The 16,920-nt window shown below is 70.5% G+C and carries 15 protein-coding genes; 9 read left to right on the top strand and 6 right to left on the bottom strand.

Translation table 11 applies throughout. The annotated features are described in order from the left end of the window. The 3 genes from CCN39_RS39350 to CCN39_RS39340 all read left to right on the top strand — a co-directional run. Positions 1-724, top strand: a 724-nt coding sequence (locus CCN39_RS39350; RefSeq protein ID WP_143264326.1) for a non-ribosomal peptide synthetase, incomplete at its 5' end; no start/stop codon positions are given. Then, positions 721-2,475 (top strand): non-ribosomal peptide synthetase, encoded by a 1,755-nt coding sequence (locus tag CCN39_RS39345; RefSeq protein WP_086851083.1) that lies wholly within the window; start codon positions 721-723, stop codon positions 2,473-2,475. The genes CCN39_RS39350 and CCN39_RS39345, both read left to right, overlap by 4 nt. Next, positions 2,472-3,692: a cytochrome P450 gene (locus tag CCN39_RS39340; protein ID WP_086851080.1), complete on the top strand. Its 1,221-nt coding sequence runs from the start codon at positions 2,472-2,474 to the stop codon at positions 3,690-3,692. Before CCN39_RS39345 ends, CCN39_RS39340 begins: the two co-directional genes overlap by 4 nt. 195 nt (positions 3,693-3,887) lie before the next feature. Here CCN39_RS39340 and CCN39_RS39335 read toward each other — a convergent pair whose 3' ends face one another. From CCN39_RS39335 to CCN39_RS39325, 3 genes are all read right to left on the bottom strand, one after another. Next, positions 3,888-6,263, bottom strand: a complete 2,376-nt coding sequence (locus tag CCN39_RS39335; protein WP_244211198.1) for a beta-glucosidase family protein — start codon at positions 6,261-6,263, stop codon at positions 3,888-3,890. 142 nt (positions 6,264-6,405) lie between these two features. Further along, entirely contained in the window at positions 6,406-6,714 is a 309-nt protein-coding gene (locus CCN39_RS49725; protein WP_143264325.1) for a hypothetical protein, read from the bottom strand. Between the two features lie 15 nt (positions 6,715-6,729). Next, positions 6,730-8,064, bottom strand: a complete 1,335-nt coding sequence (locus CCN39_RS39325; RefSeq protein WP_158104589.1) for a sensor histidine kinase — start codon at positions 8,062-8,064, stop codon at positions 6,730-6,732. A gap of 300 nt (positions 8,065-8,364) precedes the next feature. Between CCN39_RS39325 and CCN39_RS39320 the strand changes: the two genes are divergently transcribed. From CCN39_RS39320 to CCN39_RS39295, 6 genes are all read left to right on the top strand, one after another. Further along, positions 8,365-9,036 (top strand): VC0807 family protein, encoded by a 672-nt coding sequence (locus CCN39_RS39320; protein ID WP_086851074.1) that lies wholly within the window; start codon positions 8,365-8,367, stop codon positions 9,034-9,036. A gap of 39 nt (positions 9,037-9,075) precedes the next feature. Next, a complete protein-coding gene (locus CCN39_RS39315; RefSeq protein ID WP_086851072.1) occupies positions 9,076-10,269 on the top strand; it encodes a macrolide family glycosyltransferase in 1,194 nt (397 codons plus the stop codon). A gap of 120 nt (positions 10,270-10,389) precedes the next feature. Beyond that, the gene (locus tag CCN39_RS39310; protein ID WP_086851070.1) at positions 10,390-11,382 is read left to right on the top strand and encodes an ABC transporter ATP-binding protein; all 993 of its coding nucleotides are present in this window, start codon (positions 10,390-10,392) and stop codon (positions 11,380-11,382) included. Next, positions 11,379-12,179 carry an ABC transporter permease gene (locus tag CCN39_RS39305; RefSeq protein WP_086851068.1) on the top strand — a complete coding sequence of 267 codons (801 nt, stop codon included), beginning with the start codon at positions 11,379-11,381 and terminating at the stop codon, positions 12,177-12,179. The genes CCN39_RS39310 and CCN39_RS39305 overlap by 4 nt, the downstream gene beginning before the upstream one ends. A 74-nt stretch (positions 12,180-12,253) precedes the next feature. Then, a complete protein-coding gene (locus CCN39_RS39300; RefSeq protein WP_086851066.1) occupies positions 12,254-12,913 on the top strand; it encodes a response regulator in 660 nt (219 codons plus the stop codon). A gap of 92 nt (positions 12,914-13,005) precedes the next feature. Continuing rightward, entirely contained in the window at positions 13,006-13,365 is a 360-nt protein-coding gene (locus CCN39_RS39295) for a VOC family protein (RefSeq protein ID WP_244211197.1), read from the top strand. 1 nt (position 13,366) lies between these two features. Here CCN39_RS39295 and CCN39_RS39290 read toward each other — a convergent pair whose 3' ends face one another. From CCN39_RS39290 to CCN39_RS39280, 3 genes are read right to left on the bottom strand one after another with little or no spacing between them, the layout of a single operon-like run. After that, positions 13,367-14,419, bottom strand: a complete 1,053-nt coding sequence (locus CCN39_RS39290) for a DegT/DnrJ/EryC1/StrS family aminotransferase (protein WP_086851062.1) — start codon at positions 14,417-14,419, stop codon at positions 13,367-13,369. Positions 14,420-14,421: 2 nt separating this feature from the next. Beyond that, positions 14,422-15,780: a glycosyltransferase gene (locus CCN39_RS39285; RefSeq protein ID WP_143264323.1), complete on the bottom strand. Its 1,359-nt coding sequence runs from the start codon at positions 15,778-15,780 to the stop codon at positions 14,422-14,424. Positions 15,781-15,785: 5 nt separating this feature from the next. Continuing rightward, positions 15,786-16,814, bottom strand: a complete 1,029-nt coding sequence (locus CCN39_RS39280) for a GDP-mannose 4,6-dehydratase (protein ID WP_086851057.1) — start codon at positions 16,812-16,814, stop codon at positions 15,786-15,788. Positions 16,815-16,920: the final 106 nt, after the last annotated feature.

The following is a 16,920-nucleotide window of genomic DNA, read 5'->3' as shown; positions in this document are numbered from 1 at the left end:
GCTCGCCGACGGCGTGCCGGTCGCGGGCCTCGACGCCGAAGTCGTCGCCCCGGACGGGCGGCGGCTGCCGCTGGGTGTCCGGGGCGAACTGCACCTCGGCGGCACGGCCACCGGCGTGCTCGCGCACTGGCGCACCGACGGGTCCCTGCACGTCCACGGCCCCCTCGACCGGCAGCTGACGTTCGGCGGCACCCGCGTCGACCTGGCCACCGTGGAGGACGCGCTGACCGCGCACACCGACGTCGTCGCGGCCGCGGTGACCCTGCGCCCCGGCGCGGCGGACCTGGTCGCCGTCGTACAGGCACCGGACAAGCCGCAGCTCGCCGCCGACCTGGCCCGGCACGCCGAGGCGGTGCTGCCGCCCGGAGCGCGGCCGGCCTGGTACCTGCGGGTCGACGCACTGCCCGAGACGGCCGGGCACGAGGTGGACCGGGCCGCGGTCGCCAAGCTGGCCGCCGCGGCCGGCCCGTCGGCGGCAACGCCGGTCGAGACCGCGCCGGACGCCACGACCGACGCCGTCATGGCGATGTTCCGGCACCTGCTCAAGCGCGACGACGTCACCGAGGACACGAACTTCTTCGCCAGTGGCGGGCATTCGCTGCTGGCCGCCCAGCTCGTCCAGCGGATCCAGAAGCAGACCGGGGTCCGGCTGAAGCTGTCCGCCGCCTTCGCCCACCCGACGCCGGCCGCGCTGGCGGAGCTGATCACCGGGAGCACCCGATGACCCCGTCCTTCAACCCGGCACCAGTACCGTTCGGGCGGGCCGAGACCATGCACGGCCTGTTCGAGTGGTGCGCCGCGCGGTGGCCCGGCCGGACCGCGTTGCACCATCGCGGCCGGGACGTCACCTACCGGGAGCTGGCGGAGACTGCCGACGCGTACGCGGCCGAACTGCAGGCCCGCGGCGTCGACCGCGGCTCGATCGTGCCGGTGCTGCTGCCCCGCTCCCCCGAGTTGTTCGCGACGCTGCTGGCGGTCCTCAAGTGCGGTGCCGCGTACGCCGCGCTGGACCTGCGGTGGCCGTCGAGCCGCCTTGGCGAGCTGATCGAGCACCTCGGCGGGCCGGTGGTCGCCGCCGAGCGCGGTGCCGCGTGGCCGTCGGTGTGGTCGCCGCCGTCGCACCCGATCCCGGGTGCCCGGCCGGCCGCGGTCGACGTCGGCGCGGACGACGCCTGCGCGGTGTTCTTCACCTCCGGGACCACCGGGACGCCGAAGGGCGTGGTCACCGCGCACCGCGGCAACGTCCGGCTCTTCGACGACTGGCTGTTCACCCCGCTGGACTCCGGCGCGGTGATGCCGCAGGCGCTCGCGGCGACCTGGGACGCCTTCGGCCTCGACTCGTGGGGCGTGCTGTTCAACGGCGGCACCCTGGTCCTGCTCGAAGACACCCTGGAGCTGGCGACGAAACTGCGTGACCTGATCACGATCCACGGCGTCACCACGATCTTCCCGCCCACCGCGGTGTTCCACAGCATGGTCGACAACGACCTCGACGCCTTCGCCGGCCTCCGGGCGGTGGGCACCGGCGGCGAGAAGCTCTCGGGGCGGCACGCCGCCCGGTTCCTCGAGGCGTACCCGGACATCCCGCTGTACAACATGTACGGCCCCGTCGAGTCCAGCGTCGCGGCCACCTGCCACCGCGTGCGGCCGGAGGACTGCGCCGAGGTGCCGCTCGGCGTCCCGTTCCCGAACACCCAGGCGTACATCCTCGACGGCGACCGGCTGTGCGACGTCGGCGAAAGCGGGGAAATCGCCTTGGGCGGCCGCGGTCTGGCGCTGGGGTACTTCAAGGACGACGAGCTGACCGCGCGGAAGTTCGTCTCGATCTCCGGGCCGGGGCGCGTTTACCGCACCGGCGACCTCGGCCGCTGGACCGCCGACGGCCTGCTGCACTTCGAAGGCCGCGCGGACCGCCAGGTCAAGATCCGCGGGCACCGCATCGAGCTGGACGACGTCGAGCAGAACGCCGGCCGCGTGCCGGGGGTCGGCGCGTGCGCGGTGGTGCCGCTGACCGGCGCCGACGGTGCGTACGAGGACCTTTGCCTGTTCTACACCGGCGCCCCGGGCGAGGACGAGCTGCGCGCCCGGCTGGCCGAGCGGCTGCCGGGTTACCTGGTGCCCGCGCTGGTGCAGCGGCTGGAACGGCTGCCCGTGCTGGAGGACCGGAAGATCGATCGCCGGGCACTGGCCGAACTGGCCGCGCGCCTGCGTACCGCGGCCGGGCCGGCCCTGGAGGAGGCACCGCTGTCGGAGACCGAAGCCGCGGTCGCGCGGATCCTGCGTGAGATCATCGGCGTGCCCTCCATCGCCACCGACGTCTCGTTCTTCCGGCAGGGCGGCAACTCGCTGTCCGCCGCGCAGCTGTGCTCGCGGATCAGCCGCGACCTCGGCGTCAAGCTGCGGATCTCCCAGGTGTTCGAGGCGCCGACCGTGCGGGGCGTGGCCGGGCTGATCGCGGCCGGGACGCAGTCATGACGGTCCAGGACATGACCACCCAGATGCGGGTGCTGTGGACCCTCGGCGAACTCGGCGACCCGCTGGCCCTGCTGCTGCGCGGGCCGGAGGATCCCTATCCGCTGTACGAACGGATGCGCGCGAAGGGCCCGCTGCACCGCAGCGAGCTCGGCGCGTGGACGACGGTCGACCACGCGACGGCCACGAAGGTGCTGCGGGACCGGCGGTTCGGCGTCCTCAAGTCCGACGGGACCCCGATCAGCCCGGTGATCACGACGTTCGACAACTCGATGCTCGGGGCCGACGGCGCCGACCACGCGCGGCTGCGGAAGCTGGCCACGCCGTTCCTGAGCCCCAAGGCGATCGCCGGGTTCCGCGACCGGCTGACCGCGATCTGCCACGAGCTGCTCGACCGCGTCGACACGAGCCGGGAGTTCGACCTGATGACGTCGTTCGCCGACCTCATCCCGGTCACGGTCGTGGCCGCCATCTTCGACATCCCCGAGCCGTTCCTGAGCCGGTACCTCGAGCACGGGCCGAAGTTCGGCACGATCTTCGACGAGATCACGTCGGTGGAGCACATCGCGGACGTCCAGCGGTCCCTGGACGAGCTCGACGCGCTGTTCACCGAGCTGATGGAGCTGCGCCTGGCCCACCCCGGCGACGACGCGATCAGCAAGCTCCTCACCGCCCGCGCCGAGGACCGGCTGTCGACGCACGAGCTCGTGTCGCTGTGCCAGCTGCTCACGCTGGCGGGCGCGGAATCGACGGTGAACCTCATCGGCGTCGGCGTGAAGACCATGCTGGAGCGGCGTGACCAGTGGGAGAAGCTGGTGGCGGACCCGGACCTGGCGCCGCAGGCGGCGCAGGAGTCGCTGCGGTTCGAGGCGCCGGTCCAGCAGTCCAGCCGGGTGTCCACAGAGGACGTCGTGGTCGACGGCACGGTCGTTCCCGCCGACACGGCGGTGGTGGTCCTCACGGCGGGCTGCAATCGGGACCCTTCGGTGTGGTCCCGGCCCGACGTCTTCGACATCACCCGCCCGACGACCCCGGACAACCTCTCGTTCTCGGGCGGTTCGCACTACTGCCTGGGCGCGCCGCTGGCCCGCTTGGAGGCGGACGTCGCGTTCCGCGTCCTGGCCACCCGCCTGCCCGGCCTGCGCCAGACGGGCCCGGCCGACCGCCGCCGCTCGGCGATCATCCGAGGCCTCCGCCACCTACCGGTGACGAACGGCTGACGATTCCCTCCCAAACGGCCGGCGCCCACCAAGGCGCCGGCCGTTTCTTCGTGCGGAAAAGGTCGACACGCGTGATTGCACAGCCGACACGCGTGATCAGGAGGTCGACACGCGTGATTGCGGAGCCGACACTCTCAGCCGCCGTGTCGACCCTTCAATCACGCGTGTCGACTCGCCAATCACGCGTGTCGACCCTCAGCGCACGGTGACGCGGGTGGTCAGTGGCAGGGATGTTGAGGATGAGCCCACCTGCACCGGGCGGGTGCCCGCTCCGCGTTTCCAGGCCTTCGCCGTCGCGTCCCAGTAGGACAGCTGGCGGGGGTCGACGTGGATCGTCACGGTCCGGGACGCACCCGCCGTCAGCGTCACCTTCGCGTAGCCGCCCAGGGCTGTCGGCGGCTGCGGGGCCGTCACCTGCGGACTCGGGCCGACGAACACCTGGGCCACCTCCGTGCCCGTGCGGGTGCCCGTGTTGCGGATCGTCACCTTCACGTCGAGACCGCCGTCGGAGGCGTTCGCCGCCGTCAGGCCGCTGTAGGCGAACGTCGTGTACGAAAGGCCGAAGCCGAACGGGAACAGCGGGGCCATCTTCTTGTCCGCGTACCAGCGGTAGCCGATGTCGACGCCCTCGGTGTACTTCACCTGGCCGTCCTGGCCCGGATAGAGCCCGGTGCTACCGCTGACGAGCGTGTGGGCTTCGTCCACCGGGAACGTCTGCGTCAGCTTGCCCTGTGGGCTGACGTCGCCGTACAGCAACGCCGTCGTCGCTTCGGCACCCTTCTGGCCCGGGTACCACATCTCCAGCACCGCGGCCGTCTTCGCCAGCCACGGCATCTTCACCGCGGACCCGGTGTTCAGCACCACGACCGTGCGCGGGTTCGCCGTGGCGACGGCGTCGATCAGTTCGTCCTGGTAACCGGGCAGGGACAGGTCGGGCCGGTCGAGGCCTTCGGAACTGTCGTCGTAGGCGAACACGACCGGGGTGGTGGCCGCCTTGGCCGCCGTCACCGCCTGGTCGATCTTCGCCTGGGCCGCGGCCGGGGTGATCCAGTGCAGGTTCACCTTCAGCGGGTCGACGAAGTCCGCGAACCCGTACAGCAGCAGCGTGTGCGGCCCGGCGGTCAGGTGCACGGTGATCCCGGTGTAGCCGCCCGCGATGGAGTCGCCGAACAGGCCACTCGCCGTCCCGTCCACCTGGAGGAACCCGCCGCCCCCGGTCGACTGCAGCTGGATGCTGTAGTCGCCTTCGCTCGGCGCGGTGATCGTGCCGTTGTAGAACACGCCCTCCGCGCCGGCGGGCAGGCCGCCGCCCTGGGTGAACGCCGGGGACAGCGCGCCGGCCGGCACGACCTCGCCCGCCGGGTCGTAGCCGGGGGTGTAGGTCGTGGTGCTGCCCGCGCGCTGCTTGATCAGGTCCAGCGGCGCGGCCGGCGTCGCGGACGGGAGCACGTGGGAGCTGCCGCCGCCGTTGAGCTTCGGCGTCTTCGCGTTGTAGCCGATCACCGCGACCTTGCCGGACCGCGCGGTGCTCAGCGGCAGCGCCGACTTCTCGTTGCGCAGCAGGACCGCACCCGCCTGGGCGACGTCCTGCGCGGTGGCCGTCAGCCCGGCGAGGTCGCGGGACGGCCGGGCCGGGTTGTCGAGCAGGTGGAAGCGGTCCAGCTGGCTGAGGATGCGCCCGACGGCGGTGTCCACAGCGGACTGCGGGATGGTGCCCGCGGTGATCGCGGCCTTGAGCTGGTCGCCGAAGTACGTCCCGGCCGGCATCTCCTGGTCGAGGCCCTTGGGCAGGCTGTCCGGGGTCAGCGACATCCGCCAGTCCGACATCACCCAGCCCTGGAACGCCAGCTGCTCGCGCAGGATCCCGGTCAGCAGGTCGGCGTTCGCGCAGGCGGACGGCCCGTTGAGGTTGTTGTACGAGCACATCACGGCGCCGGCGCCGGCCTTGACCGCCGCTTCGAACCCGGGCAGCTCGACCTCGTGCAGCGTCTGGTCGTCCATGACGACGTTGATCGTCTGCCGGTCGTTCTCCTGGTTGTTCCCGGCGAGGTGCTTGACGACCGGGACGGTGCCCTGGCCGGCGATGCCGCGCACCTCGGCGCCCGCCATCCGCGAAGTCAGCAGCGGATCTTCGCTGAAGGTCTCGAAGTTGCGGCCGCCGTAGGGTATCCGGATGGTGTTGACCATCGGCGAGAGCAGGACGTCGGTGCCCAGCGCGCGGGCTTCGCGGCCGACACCGGCGCCGTAGCGGGTGGCGAGCGACTCGTCGAAACTGGACGCCAGCGAAACCGGCGCGGGCATGACGACCGACGGCTTGTCCACCCGGACGCCGGCCGAGCCGTCCGCCAGCCGCAGCGACGGGATCCCGAGCCGGGGCACGCCGGGCACGTACCCGGCTTCGCCGACGCTGTCCGGGTCGTCTCCGCCGTGCACCAGGGAAAGCTTCTCGTCGAGGGTCAGCTCGCCGACGAGGCTCTGCACCCTGGGCGAGAACTTCGCGGCCGGGTCGGCCGCGGCGCCGGACGCCACCAGACCGGACGTCAGGAGCACGCCGGCGAGGACGACCGCCACCGCGCGCGGGCGCGGTTGGAGAAGATCATTACGCATAGTCACCCCAGAAACCCGCGAAAGGGTCGCCCCTGCCGCTAGTTGGTCCAATCGTCGACCAACCTAGGTGACTACCGCACGGACCGTAACCCCTGAAGTTTCCGCGCTAATTCCGCGTGACGTCCAGGCTGGCTTCACCGCCGCGGATCTCCCCGAGGTGCAGGTGGTATCCCAGGAAGTCGAGATCGACGCCCTGGAACAGGGAAACACTGATGCCGTTGGACAGGAAGGTGACGGAATTGTTGTCCACCTTCTGCACCGCCAGTTCCTGCCCGCCGAGGTCCACCTTTCCCCCGCTGACGAGGTTGAAATGGCAGGACCGTTCCGCGCACCCCAAATCGATCAGATGATCACAACCGGCCACCGAAAGAGAAGTGACGACGACGAACAGGCACACCACAATCGTTCGACGCATCCTGGTCCCCCTGGATTATTCGGTACTGCTGTCCGATGGAAGCGCACACGGAATGACGATGGTGATTTCGGTCGGGCCGCCCGGCGGGCTGGAACACTCCACGACGCCGTCGAACGCCGCGATCCGCCGCTGGACGCCGACGAGGCCGGTCCCGCGGCCGAAGTCGGCGCCGCCCTTGCCGTCGTCGGCGACGACGACCCGCAGCGCGCCCGGCCGGTGGGTGACGCTCACCCGCACGCGCTTGGCCGCCGCGTGCTTGGCCGCGTTGGCCAGCAGTTCGGCCACCGAGAAGTAGACGGCCGACTCCAGGGCCGCGTCCGGGCGGCCGATCAGGCCGACCTCGACGTCGGTGGGCACCGGCGCGTCCATCGCGAGGTCCTCGAGCGCGGCGCCGAGGCCGCGGTCGGCGAGCATGGGCGGCTGGATGCCGTGCACCAGCCCGCGCAGCTCCCGCAGCGCCGCGGCGGACAGCTCCCGCGCGCCGGCCAGCTGCCGCCGGACCTCGTCGAGGTCGGTGTCGAGCAGCATTTCCGCGGTGCCGAGCGAGATGCCGATGGCGATCAGCCGCGCCTGGGCGCCGTCGTGCAGGTCACGCTCGATCCGCCGCAGCTCGGCGGCCTGGGCGTCGATCGCCGCGGCCCGCGTGGCGAACAGCCGTTCCACGCGCCGCGCCAGCAGCGCCCGCTCGTCGGGCGCCAGCAGCCACCGGGTCCAGGCCTCGTGCAGGCCGACCGCGCCGGGCGCGGCCACCAGGCCCAGCACCAGCAGCGCGAACCCGGCGACGACCGTCGCGGTGATCCCGGCCGGGGTGTCCACCGGCAGCGGGAAGTACCACGCCCCAGCCGGGAGGTGCGGCGCGGTCAGCGGCGCGACCAGCAGGAACGCCCCGAACCCGGCGAGCGCGACCGGCACGGCCGCCAGCAGGCCGCCGGTCAGCGGGTTGACCACCAGCCAGGCCAGGTCCCGCCAGGTGGCGGGGTCGGTGAAGAACCAGCGGCCGCGCCGCTGGGCCAGCGAGACCCAGCGGAACTTGTGGAAGTCGTAGCCGTTCCAGTACCAGCCGTTCTGGGTGCGTTCCAACGCCGGCAACGGCAGATACGGCGATTCGATGGCCCGGCCGTGGAGCACCGGCGCGCATTTGCGGGAAAGCACCGGCAGCACGCGGCACGCGGGAATGGCCACCAGCACGGTGAGCCCCGCGGTGGCGACGTATTCCGGCAGCCAGAACAGCGCGGGCAGCGTCAGAACGCACACCTGCACCGCCGCGAACAGCACGAAAACGACCAGCCGCGCCATTCCGGCGACACCCCGCCGGACGGCCGAGGCGCTCCGCCGCGGAATCGTCGACATCGGCAGATCATACTCGCCACGGGCCAGTGTTCCCGGTCGGCTCATCGCGTCCCCCATCGTCTCCAGGGGGCCGGACCGGCCCGCTCGCACTCGAGGTCGTTCCAGTCTGGGCGCGCCCGGACGGGCCGCACAATCGGCCAAGCCCACTCGTAGGGGTATAGGAAGCCATACCCCTATGTTCGGTCTAACAGGCTCACGCCGACCGGGATCGCGACACTACCGTTGTCCCCGGAGCAGCGCCACGACGCAAGCGAATGGCGTTCCGGAAGAGAACGAACTCGCGAACCACCAGGAGCAGCAATGAACGAAGCCGGCATTCAACGCACGCAGGCCGACGCGCCGTCGCACGGGGAACCGCGCAACCCGCGGCTGGCACTGTTCGCTTCCGCGGCCTTCGACCTGATCGTCCCGCTCGCCGTCTACTACATCCTGCGCCAGAACGGCGTCCCGCTGTTGACCGCCGCGATCATCGGTGGCATCGTCCCGGTGGTCCGCACCGTGTACGTCTTCGCCCGCTACCGCAAGATCGACGGGCTCGGCCTCTTCATGGTGACGATGATGGTCATCGGCACCGCGGTTTCGCTGATTTCGGGCGACGCGCGGTTCTTCTTCGCCAAGGACGGCTGGCTCACCGCCATGTTCGGCATCTGGATGCTGATCACGCTGTTCTTCGAAAAGCCGTTCTTCCTGCACGCCGGGGTCAGCATCGCGCGCACCAAGCGCGGCGGCGCCGGTGCCGAGGTGTGGGAGCGCCGCTGGGACACCGAGCCCAAGATGCGCCACGGGCTGCGGCTGCTGACGGTCGTGTTCGGCATCGGCATGATCGTGGACGCGGTCGTCCGCGTCGTGCTCGCCTACACGCTGCCGCTCGACGACATCAACCTGGTGACGACCGTGCAGTGGATCGTGGTCCTCGGCGGGCTCATCGGCTTCATGGCCTACTACACCCGCAAGCACGACCTGCGTGCCTGAGGGCCCCCGGCCGTCCACCGCAATCCGAGGAGCTTTCCCATGGCACACATCGCGCTGCTGACCATCCCCGCGTACGGGCACGTCATGCCGACGCTGGACGTGGCCGCCGAACTGGTCCGCCGCGGGCACCGCGTCACCTTCGCCACGACGGACCAGTTCGCGGACCTCGTGGCGCCGACCGGGGCGCGGGTGCTGCGGTACGAGTCGTCGCTGACGCCGAAGCCGCGGACCGAGGACCCGCCCGCCGACTTCGCCGCGTGGCTGCCGCTGGTGCTGGTCATGGAAAGCACGGCGACCATCCCGGTGTTCGAGGCGGCCTTCGCCGGCGACGTGCCGGACCTGATCCTCTACGACCGGACGGTGTACGCGACCGGGCGGGTGCTCGCCGCGAAGTGGGGCGTGCCCGCGGTGGAGCTGTTCCCGTCCTTCGCCTACAACGACCACTGGTCGCTGGCGAAGTTCCTCGGCGAGGAAAACGGGTTCAGCGAGGAACACCCGGCCCGCGTCGCGTTCCGGGAGAAGATCGCCGAGCTGACGCAGGCCCACGGCGTCCCGGCGATCTCGCCGGCGGACTTCGCCATCGGCCGCGAGGAGTTCGCGCTCGCCTTCGTGGCCAAGGAATTCCAGTACCGGGGCGAGACCTTCGACGACCACTTCGCGTTCATCGGGCCGTGCCTGGGCGACCGGACGTTCCAGGGCGGGTGGCAGCCGCCGTCCGACGGCAAGCCCGTGCTGCTGGTTTCGCTCGGCACGGCGTTCAACGACCGGCCGGACTTCTTCCGGGCCGTCGTGGCGGCGTTCACCGGCGAGGACTGGCACGTCGTGCTCTCGATCGGCGCGCTCGACCCGGCTTCGCTCGGCGAGCTGCCGCCGAACATCGAGGCGCACGCGCAGGTGCCGCAGCTGGCGGTGCTGGAACACGCTTCGGCCTTCATCACCCACTCGGGCATGGGCGGGACGATGGAGGCGCTGTACTTCGACACGCCGATGGTGGCCCTGCCGCAGAGCGTCGAGCAGGCCGCCGTGGCCAACCGGGTCGCCGAACTGGGCCTGGGCACGAACCTAGCCGGCCGGGAACCGACGCCGGAGCTGCTGCGCGACGCCGTCACGACGACGGCGGGCGACGAGCGCGTGCGGTCCGCTGTCGCGGCGATGGGTGCGAAGGTGCGCGCCGCCGGTGGCGCGGTCCGCGCGGCCGACGAGCTCGAGCGGCACCTCAAGCACACTTCCTGACCCGCTGGTTCGGCAGAACCAGCCGCCTGTGGGGAAGGGCCGAGGTTGTCCCCCAGCACCACGGCCCTTCCTCACGTCTTCCTGTCTTCGTTGTCCACACTGATTTCCTGGAGGCCCGGCGTGCCGGACGCTGTGGTGGTACGGGACCTCGTCAAGAGGTACCCGAAAGCAGAACGGCCTGCGGTCGACGGCCTCGGTTTCACCATCGCCACCGGCGAGGTGTTCGGCCTGCTGGGCCCCAACGGCGCCGGCAAGACGACGACGGTCAGCATGCTGACCACCCGTGCCCTGCCGACGTCCGGCCACGCCGAGGTCGCGGGCATCGACGTCGTCAAGCACGCGACGGCGGCCCGCCAGGCGCTGGCCGTCGTGCCGCAGCGCAACAACCTCGACCAGTCGCTGACCGTGCGGCAGAACCTGCTGTTCCACGCCGCCTACCACGGCATGGGCCGGGCACAGCGGCACCGCCGGGCCGAGGAGCTCATCGAGTGGATGGGGCTCGGCCCGCGGGCGAAGGCCCGGGTCGACGAGATGTCCGGCGGCCAGGCCCAGCGCGTGATGATCGCCCGCGCGCTGATGCACCAGCCCCAGGTGATGTTCCTCGACGAGCCGGCGACCGGGCTGGACCCGCAGTCGCGGCTGTTCGTGCACGAGCGCGTCGCCGAGCTGACGGCCGAGGGCGTCACGGTGGTGGTCACCACGCACGACATGGAGGAGGCGGCCAAGCTGTGCGACCGCGTCGGCATCGTCGACCGCGGCAAGCTGCTGGCACTGGACACGACGGACGCGCTGACGCGGTCGCTGCCCGGCAACACGACGCTGACCGTGGGCGTGAGCCTGGCTGATTCGCCCGCCGGCGCCGTCGCTGTCGTCAAGGAGCTGGAACAGGTGCCGTCGGTGGAGCGGGTCGAGCGGCTCGCCGCGGCCGGCCGGGCGGCCGCCGACGAGAACGCCGTCCAGTTCCGCCTGTACACCGAAGCCGAGCCGGCGTCGCTGCTGCCGGGTGTGCTGGCCGTGCTGGGCCGCGAGCGCTGCGAGGTCACCGGCATCTCGTTCGGCAAGCCCACCCTCGAAGACGTGTTCATCTCCATCACCGGACGGGACCTCCGATGACCGCCGCCACTGTCGCCCCGCAGCCCGGCCAGGCCCGCGCGTTCTTCGCCGTGCTCGGCCGCGACTTCTTCGTCACCGGGCGCGAGCTGCTGCCGTTCCTGGCGCAGATGCTCATCCAGCCGCTGTTCCTGTTGTTCATCTTCGGCAAGGTGCTGTCGCAGATCGGCTACGCGGGCGCGGGGTACGCCCAGGTCCTGCTGCCGGGCATGGTGGCGATGAACGCGTTCACCGGGGCGCTGCAGAACACGGCGCTGCCGCTGGTGCTGGACTTCTCGGTGACCAGGGAGATCGAGGACCGGCTGCTGGCACCGCTGTCGATCCGCCTGGTCGCGGTGGAGAAGATGCTGTTCGGCGCGATCCGCGGCATCATCGCGGGCTTGGTGATGATCCCGATCGGCCTGCTCATCCTCGACGGCGTCCACTGGAGCCCGGCGGCCCTGCCGGGCGTGGCGGGCGTGGTCGCGCTGGGTTCCCTGGCCGGCGCGGCGGTGGGCATGGTGCTGGGGACGATCGTGCCGCCCCGGCACATCAACCTGGTGTTCACGATCCTGCTGGTCCCCCTGATCTTCACCGGATCCGGGCAGTTCCCCTGGCTGAGCCTGTCCGGTTTGCGCTGGTTCCAGGTGATTTGCGCGGCCAACCCGCTCACGTACGTCTCCGAGGCGTTGAGGCGGCTGGTGATGCCGGACCAGGTCCAGTCCATCCCGCTGTGGATCTCCCTGCTGGTCATGGTGGTGGCGACGCTGATCTTCGGAGCGTTCGGCATCAGGGGGTTCTTCAAGCGCGCGCTGGACTGACGCGCTCCGGCCGGGACGGTACGGTTGGGCCACCCAGCCCGGCCCCGCCCGGCCCGGAATCCCAGGAGCGGTTCGTGCGCGTAGTCCTCGCGGAGGATCTCTACCTGCTTCGAGACGGCATGACGAGGCTCCTGGAAGCCCACGGCTTCACGGTGGTGGCGGCGGTCGGCAACGCGCCGGAGCTGCTGAAGGCGGTCGAGGACCACGCACCGGACATCGCGGTGGTGGACGTACGCCTGCCACCCAAGTTCAGCGACGAAGGAATCCGAGCGGCACTGGAGGCCCGCCGGCGACGCCCGGGGTTGCCGGTGCTGGTGCTGTCCCAGCACGTGGAGCAGACGTACGCGCGAGAGCTCCTGGCGGACGGCGCGGGCGCGATCGGGTACCTGCTGAAGGACCGGGTGCTGAACGCGGACCAGTTCGTGGACGCCCTCCGCATGGTGGCCGCCGGCGGGACGGCGATGGATCCCGAAGTCATCACGAAGCTGCTGGCGAGCCGGTCACGCCGGGACCCACTGGACGCGTTGACTCCCCGGGAGCACCAGGTGCTGGAGCTGATGGCGGAGGGCCGCTCCAACGCGGCGATTGCCCAGCGGATGACGATCAGCGAGGCCGCGGTGGGGAAGCACACGGCGAGCATTTTCACGAAACTGGACTTGGCCCAGCACGGGGACGACAACCGGCGGGTGCTGGCGGTCTTGACGTACTTGAGCAGCAAGGTCCGGCAGGGGTAGGTGGGGCCGTTCACGAGGGCGCGGAGTTGCGCGCGGGCGCGATAGGGTGGCTCATGTCCCTGAGCAAGTACCAAGTCAGAGCTTCGATCGCCGTGTCCGACATTGCCCGGGCAATCGCGTTCTACGAAGGCAAGCTCGGGCTTCGGGCGCTGCGGTCCGGCCCCAGCGCCCACGTCGCCGACGGGAGCCGGACCTACGGATCCGGTGGCGGACCGGCCCTGAACGTGTACCAGTCCGTCACCGCCGGGAAGAGCCCGGCCACCCTGGCGACCTGGTACGTCGACGACATCGACGGGATCGTGGACGAACTCACCTCGAACGGCGTCGAGTTCACCCGCTACGACCAGCTCGAACACGACGCGAAGGGGATCACCGCCCGGGCCGGCGGTGGGCGCATCGCCTGGTTCCAGGACCCGGACGGCAACACCTTCGCCATCGAAGCCGACGTCTGAATCAGCTGTAGAACTTCCGCACCCGCGAAGTGATGTACTCCTGATCCGCCTCGGTCAACGACGTGTACGTCGGCAGGTACAACCCCTCCTCCGCGAACCGGTTCGCCCGCAGGGAAGGCCAAACCGGATCCAGGTACATCGGCTGCCGGCTCATCGGTTTGAAGAACACCCGCGTCTCGATCCCCTCCGCGGCCAGGAAATCACGCAGCTCGTCCCGGCGCGAACACAGCAAGTCGTACATCCACAGCACATCCCGCCGGGGCATGAGCCGAACACCGGGGACGTCCCGCAGCCCGGCGTCGTAACGCGCTTCGATGGCCGAGCGAAGAGCAAGGATCGAATCCAGCTGTGCCACCTGCGCCGTGGCCACCGCGGCCTGCAGGTTCGTCATGCGGAAGTTGTAGCCGAGCTTCTTGTGCAGGAACGTGTGCTCCCGGTTGAACGCCATCCCCCGCAGGTGCTTCATCTGCGCAGCGAGCCGGGCGTCCGACGTCAGGCAGATCCCACCCTCACCCGAGGCGATGATCTTGTTGGCGAACAACGAAAAACAAGCGATGTCCCCGACCGGACGCACCCCGTGCGCCTCCGCCGAGTCCTCCACGACCCGCAAGTTGTACTCGTACGCCAGTTCCATGATCGCGTCCATGTCGCACCGGCGCCCGTAGACGTGCACCGGCATGATCGCGCGGGTGCGCGGGGTGATCTTCGCCTCGATCAGCGACACGTCGAGGTTGAGGTCGTCGCCGCAGTCGACGAACACCGGCGTTGCCCCCGTGTACGTCACCGCCCACGCCGAGGCGATCATCGTGAACTCCGGGACGATCACCTCGTCGCCCGGGCCGATCCCCAACGCCCGCAACGCCAAGGTCAGGGCCGTGGTGCCGGACGAGCACGCCACCCCGAACGGAACTCCGTTGTACGACGCGAAATCCGCCTCGAACCGCGCCACGTACGGGCCCTGCGACGAGATCCAGCCACTCGTGACGGCGTCGGTGACGTTGGCCAGCTCGTCGCCGTTCAGGTACGGCTGGGACACCGGGTACTTGACGGACATTCCTATCCCTTCGGGAGTGCGGCCAGCACGGTGTCGGCGGCGGCGCCCAAGCCGCCCGCCGCGTGGAAGCGGTGCGCCCATTCCTCGGCTCGCGCCGTGAACTCCTTCTCCTCCAGCACCCGGCGGAGCTTGGCCACGATCGCGTCCGCCGAGATCGTCTCTTCGTACGAGAGCACCAGCCCGCAGCCGCTGTCGAGCACCCGGGCCGCGTGGTCGTGGCAGTCCATCCAGAACGGCTGCACCAGACCGGGCTTCCCGAAGTAGATCCCTTCGTACGCGCTGTTGCCGCCGCCGTGGTGGTAGTAGACGCGCACGTGCGGGTGGGCCAGGACGTCGAACTGGGAGGGGACCCAGTTCTCCAGCCGCACGTTCGGCGGCAGGTCCGCCGGCAGCACCGCGCGCTGGGCCTTCGGCAGCTTCCACAGCACGTGGTGCTCCGGCCCGATCCGGCGCGCCGCCTCGGCGATCGCCGCGACCTGCGGAGCCGTCAGCCGCATGTGGGTGCCGAACGCCAGGTACACCACCGATTCGTGCTCGTCCAGCCAGGCCTGCAGCGCCGGGTCCGGTGTCACCGCCTCCGGCAGCGGTGGCACCACCGGGCCCACCATCCGCAGGTGCGACGGCGCCGCGTCGAACGGGTACTCCATGCCGAACACCGAATACCCCAGGATCGCCCGCGCGCGGTCGGCGTAGCCGGACTGGCCCGCCGTCGCGTTCAGGATCCCGGCTTCCTTGCGGGCCTTGGTGAACTGCATCGCCGGCACCTTCGTCAGCATGCCGTGCAGCAACCGCAGCCGGAACCACAGGTTCGCCAGCTTCTGCCGCCCCGAAAGCGAGCGCGGCAGCCCGGTGTTCGGGCTCGGGTAGCTCAGCGGCAGGCGCTCGGCGAAGATCTCGCTCACCGAGATCGGCACGCTGTAGACGTACGGGACCTCCCGGGCGATCGCCGCGTCCGTCGGGTAGACGCTGGAGGAGTCGATGACCATCAGCGCCGGCTTCACCTCGTCGACGACGGCCAGCGCGCGCTCGTACATCGTCACCATGATGCTCGCGTCGGTGACGCCGCTGAGGTAGGCGACGACGTTCTGCGGCCGCGCGGTCAGGCTGCCCGGCTTGGCGGGCTGGGTCGCCGCGGCGTACAGGTCCGGGTGCCACTCGCCCGGCGGGCGTTCGAGCCGCTCCCCGAACGAAACGAACCGGACCGGGTTGTCCGCGGAGATCGCCTCGACGTCGGCGCGGCGGTCCTCAGTGGACGCGAAGTACAGGTCCGGCACGCCGCGGCGGGCGAGTTCCCCCGCGATGACGAGCAGCGGGTTGATCATGCCGGCGTCCGCGATCGACGCGAACAGGATGGGCGCCACGGCCGTCACCAGCTCCCGGCGAGCATCAGCTCGCTGTACTTGTGCTCGTTCGACGCCTTCCGCAGGTCGGCCTCGACCATCATCCGCATCAGCTCCTCGAAGTCGACCGACTGCTTCCAGCCGAGCTCGGCGCGGGCCTTCTCCGGGTCGGCGCAGAGGGTTTCGACTTCCGCGGGCCGCACCAGGGCCGGGTCGACGACGACGTGGTCGCGCCAGTTGAGGTCCACCGCGTCGAAGGCGATCTGGACGGCGTCGCGGACCGAGTGCATCCGGCCGGTGCCCACCACGTAGTCGGTCGCGGTGTCCTGCTGGAGCATCAGGTGCATCGCGCGGACGTAGTCGCCGGCGAACCCCCAGTCGCGGACCGCGTCCAGGTTGCCGAGGTACAGCTTGTCGCGCATGCCCAGCTTGATCTCCGCCACCGCCATGGTGATCTTGCGGGTGACGAACTCGGCGCCGCGGCGCGGCGACTCGTGGTTGAACAGGATCCCGGACACCCCGAACATGCCGAAGGATTCGCGGTAGTTCTTGGTGATGAAGTGCCCGTAGGTCTTCGCGACGCCGTAGGGGCTGCGCGGGTGGAAGATCGTCTGCTCGTTCTGCGGGGTCTCGGCGACCTTGCCGTACATCTCCGACGACGACGCCTGGTAGAACCGGATCCCGCCGCCGGTCGGCCGGGACTTGTCCAGCCCGCAGACCATCCGGACCGCTTCGAGCACCCGCAGCACGCCCATGCCGTTCACCTCGGTGGTGAGTTCGGGCTGCTGCCACGACATCGGCACGAACGAGATGGCCGCGAGGTTGTACACCTCGTCCGGCTGCACGAAGTCCACCGCGGACACGAGGCTGACCTGGTCCATCAGATCCCCTTCCACGAAGTGGAGATCCGAGACCAGCCTGCTGATCCGCGACTTGCGCGGATTCGCCTGGCCGCGGACCAGGCCCCACACCTGGTAGCCCTCGGCCAGCAGGTGCTCGGCCAGGTACGACCCGTCCTGCCCGGTGATACCGGTGATCAACGCACGCTTCGCCATGAATGTGCCTTCCTTGCCACGTAACGAGTGTCGCTCCCGCCGTGGGCGTCGTCCGGGCGCCGTGCGAGCAGCTCCGGTGAACCTCGCCGCCGCGAAGATCGCGCCG

The sequence above is a fragment of the Amycolatopsis kentuckyensis genome (genome assembly GCF_002155975.1).
GTDB classification, from domain to species: Bacteria; Actinomycetota; Actinomycetes; order Mycobacteriales; family Pseudonocardiaceae; genus Amycolatopsis; species Amycolatopsis kentuckyensis.
This window is presented reverse-complemented; position numbering and strand designations above follow the sequence as displayed.

Coding starts and splice junctions, on each gene's coding strand:
- CCN39_RS39345 (WP_086851083.1), top strand. CDS start 721: ATGACCCCGTCCTTCAACCCGGCACCAGTACCGTTCGGGCGGGCCGAG.
- CCN39_RS39340 (WP_086851080.1), top strand. CDS start 2,472: ATGACGGTCCAGGACATGACCACCCAGATGCGGGTGCTGTGGACCCTC.
- CCN39_RS49725 (WP_143264325.1), bottom strand. CDS start 6,714: ATGCGTCGAACGATTGTGGTGTGCCTGTTCGTCGTCGTCACTTCTCTT.
- CCN39_RS39325 (WP_158104589.1), bottom strand. CDS start 8,064: ATGTCGACGATTCCGCGGCGGAGCGCCTCGGCCGTCCGGCGGGGTGTC.
- CCN39_RS39320 (WP_086851074.1), top strand. CDS start 8,365: ATGAACGAAGCCGGCATTCAACGCACGCAGGCCGACGCGCCGTCGCAC.
- CCN39_RS39315 (WP_086851072.1), top strand. CDS start 9,076: ATGGCACACATCGCGCTGCTGACCATCCCCGCGTACGGGCACGTCATG.
- CCN39_RS39305 (WP_086851068.1), top strand. CDS start 11,379: ATGACCGCCGCCACTGTCGCCCCGCAGCCCGGCCAGGCCCGCGCGTTC.
- CCN39_RS39290 (WP_086851062.1), bottom strand. CDS start 14,419: ATGTCCGTCAAGTACCCGGTGTCCCAGCCGTACCTGAACGGCGACGAG.
- CCN39_RS39280 (WP_086851057.1), bottom strand. CDS start 16,814: ATGGCGAAGCGTGCGTTGATCACCGGTATCACCGGGCAGGACGGGTCG.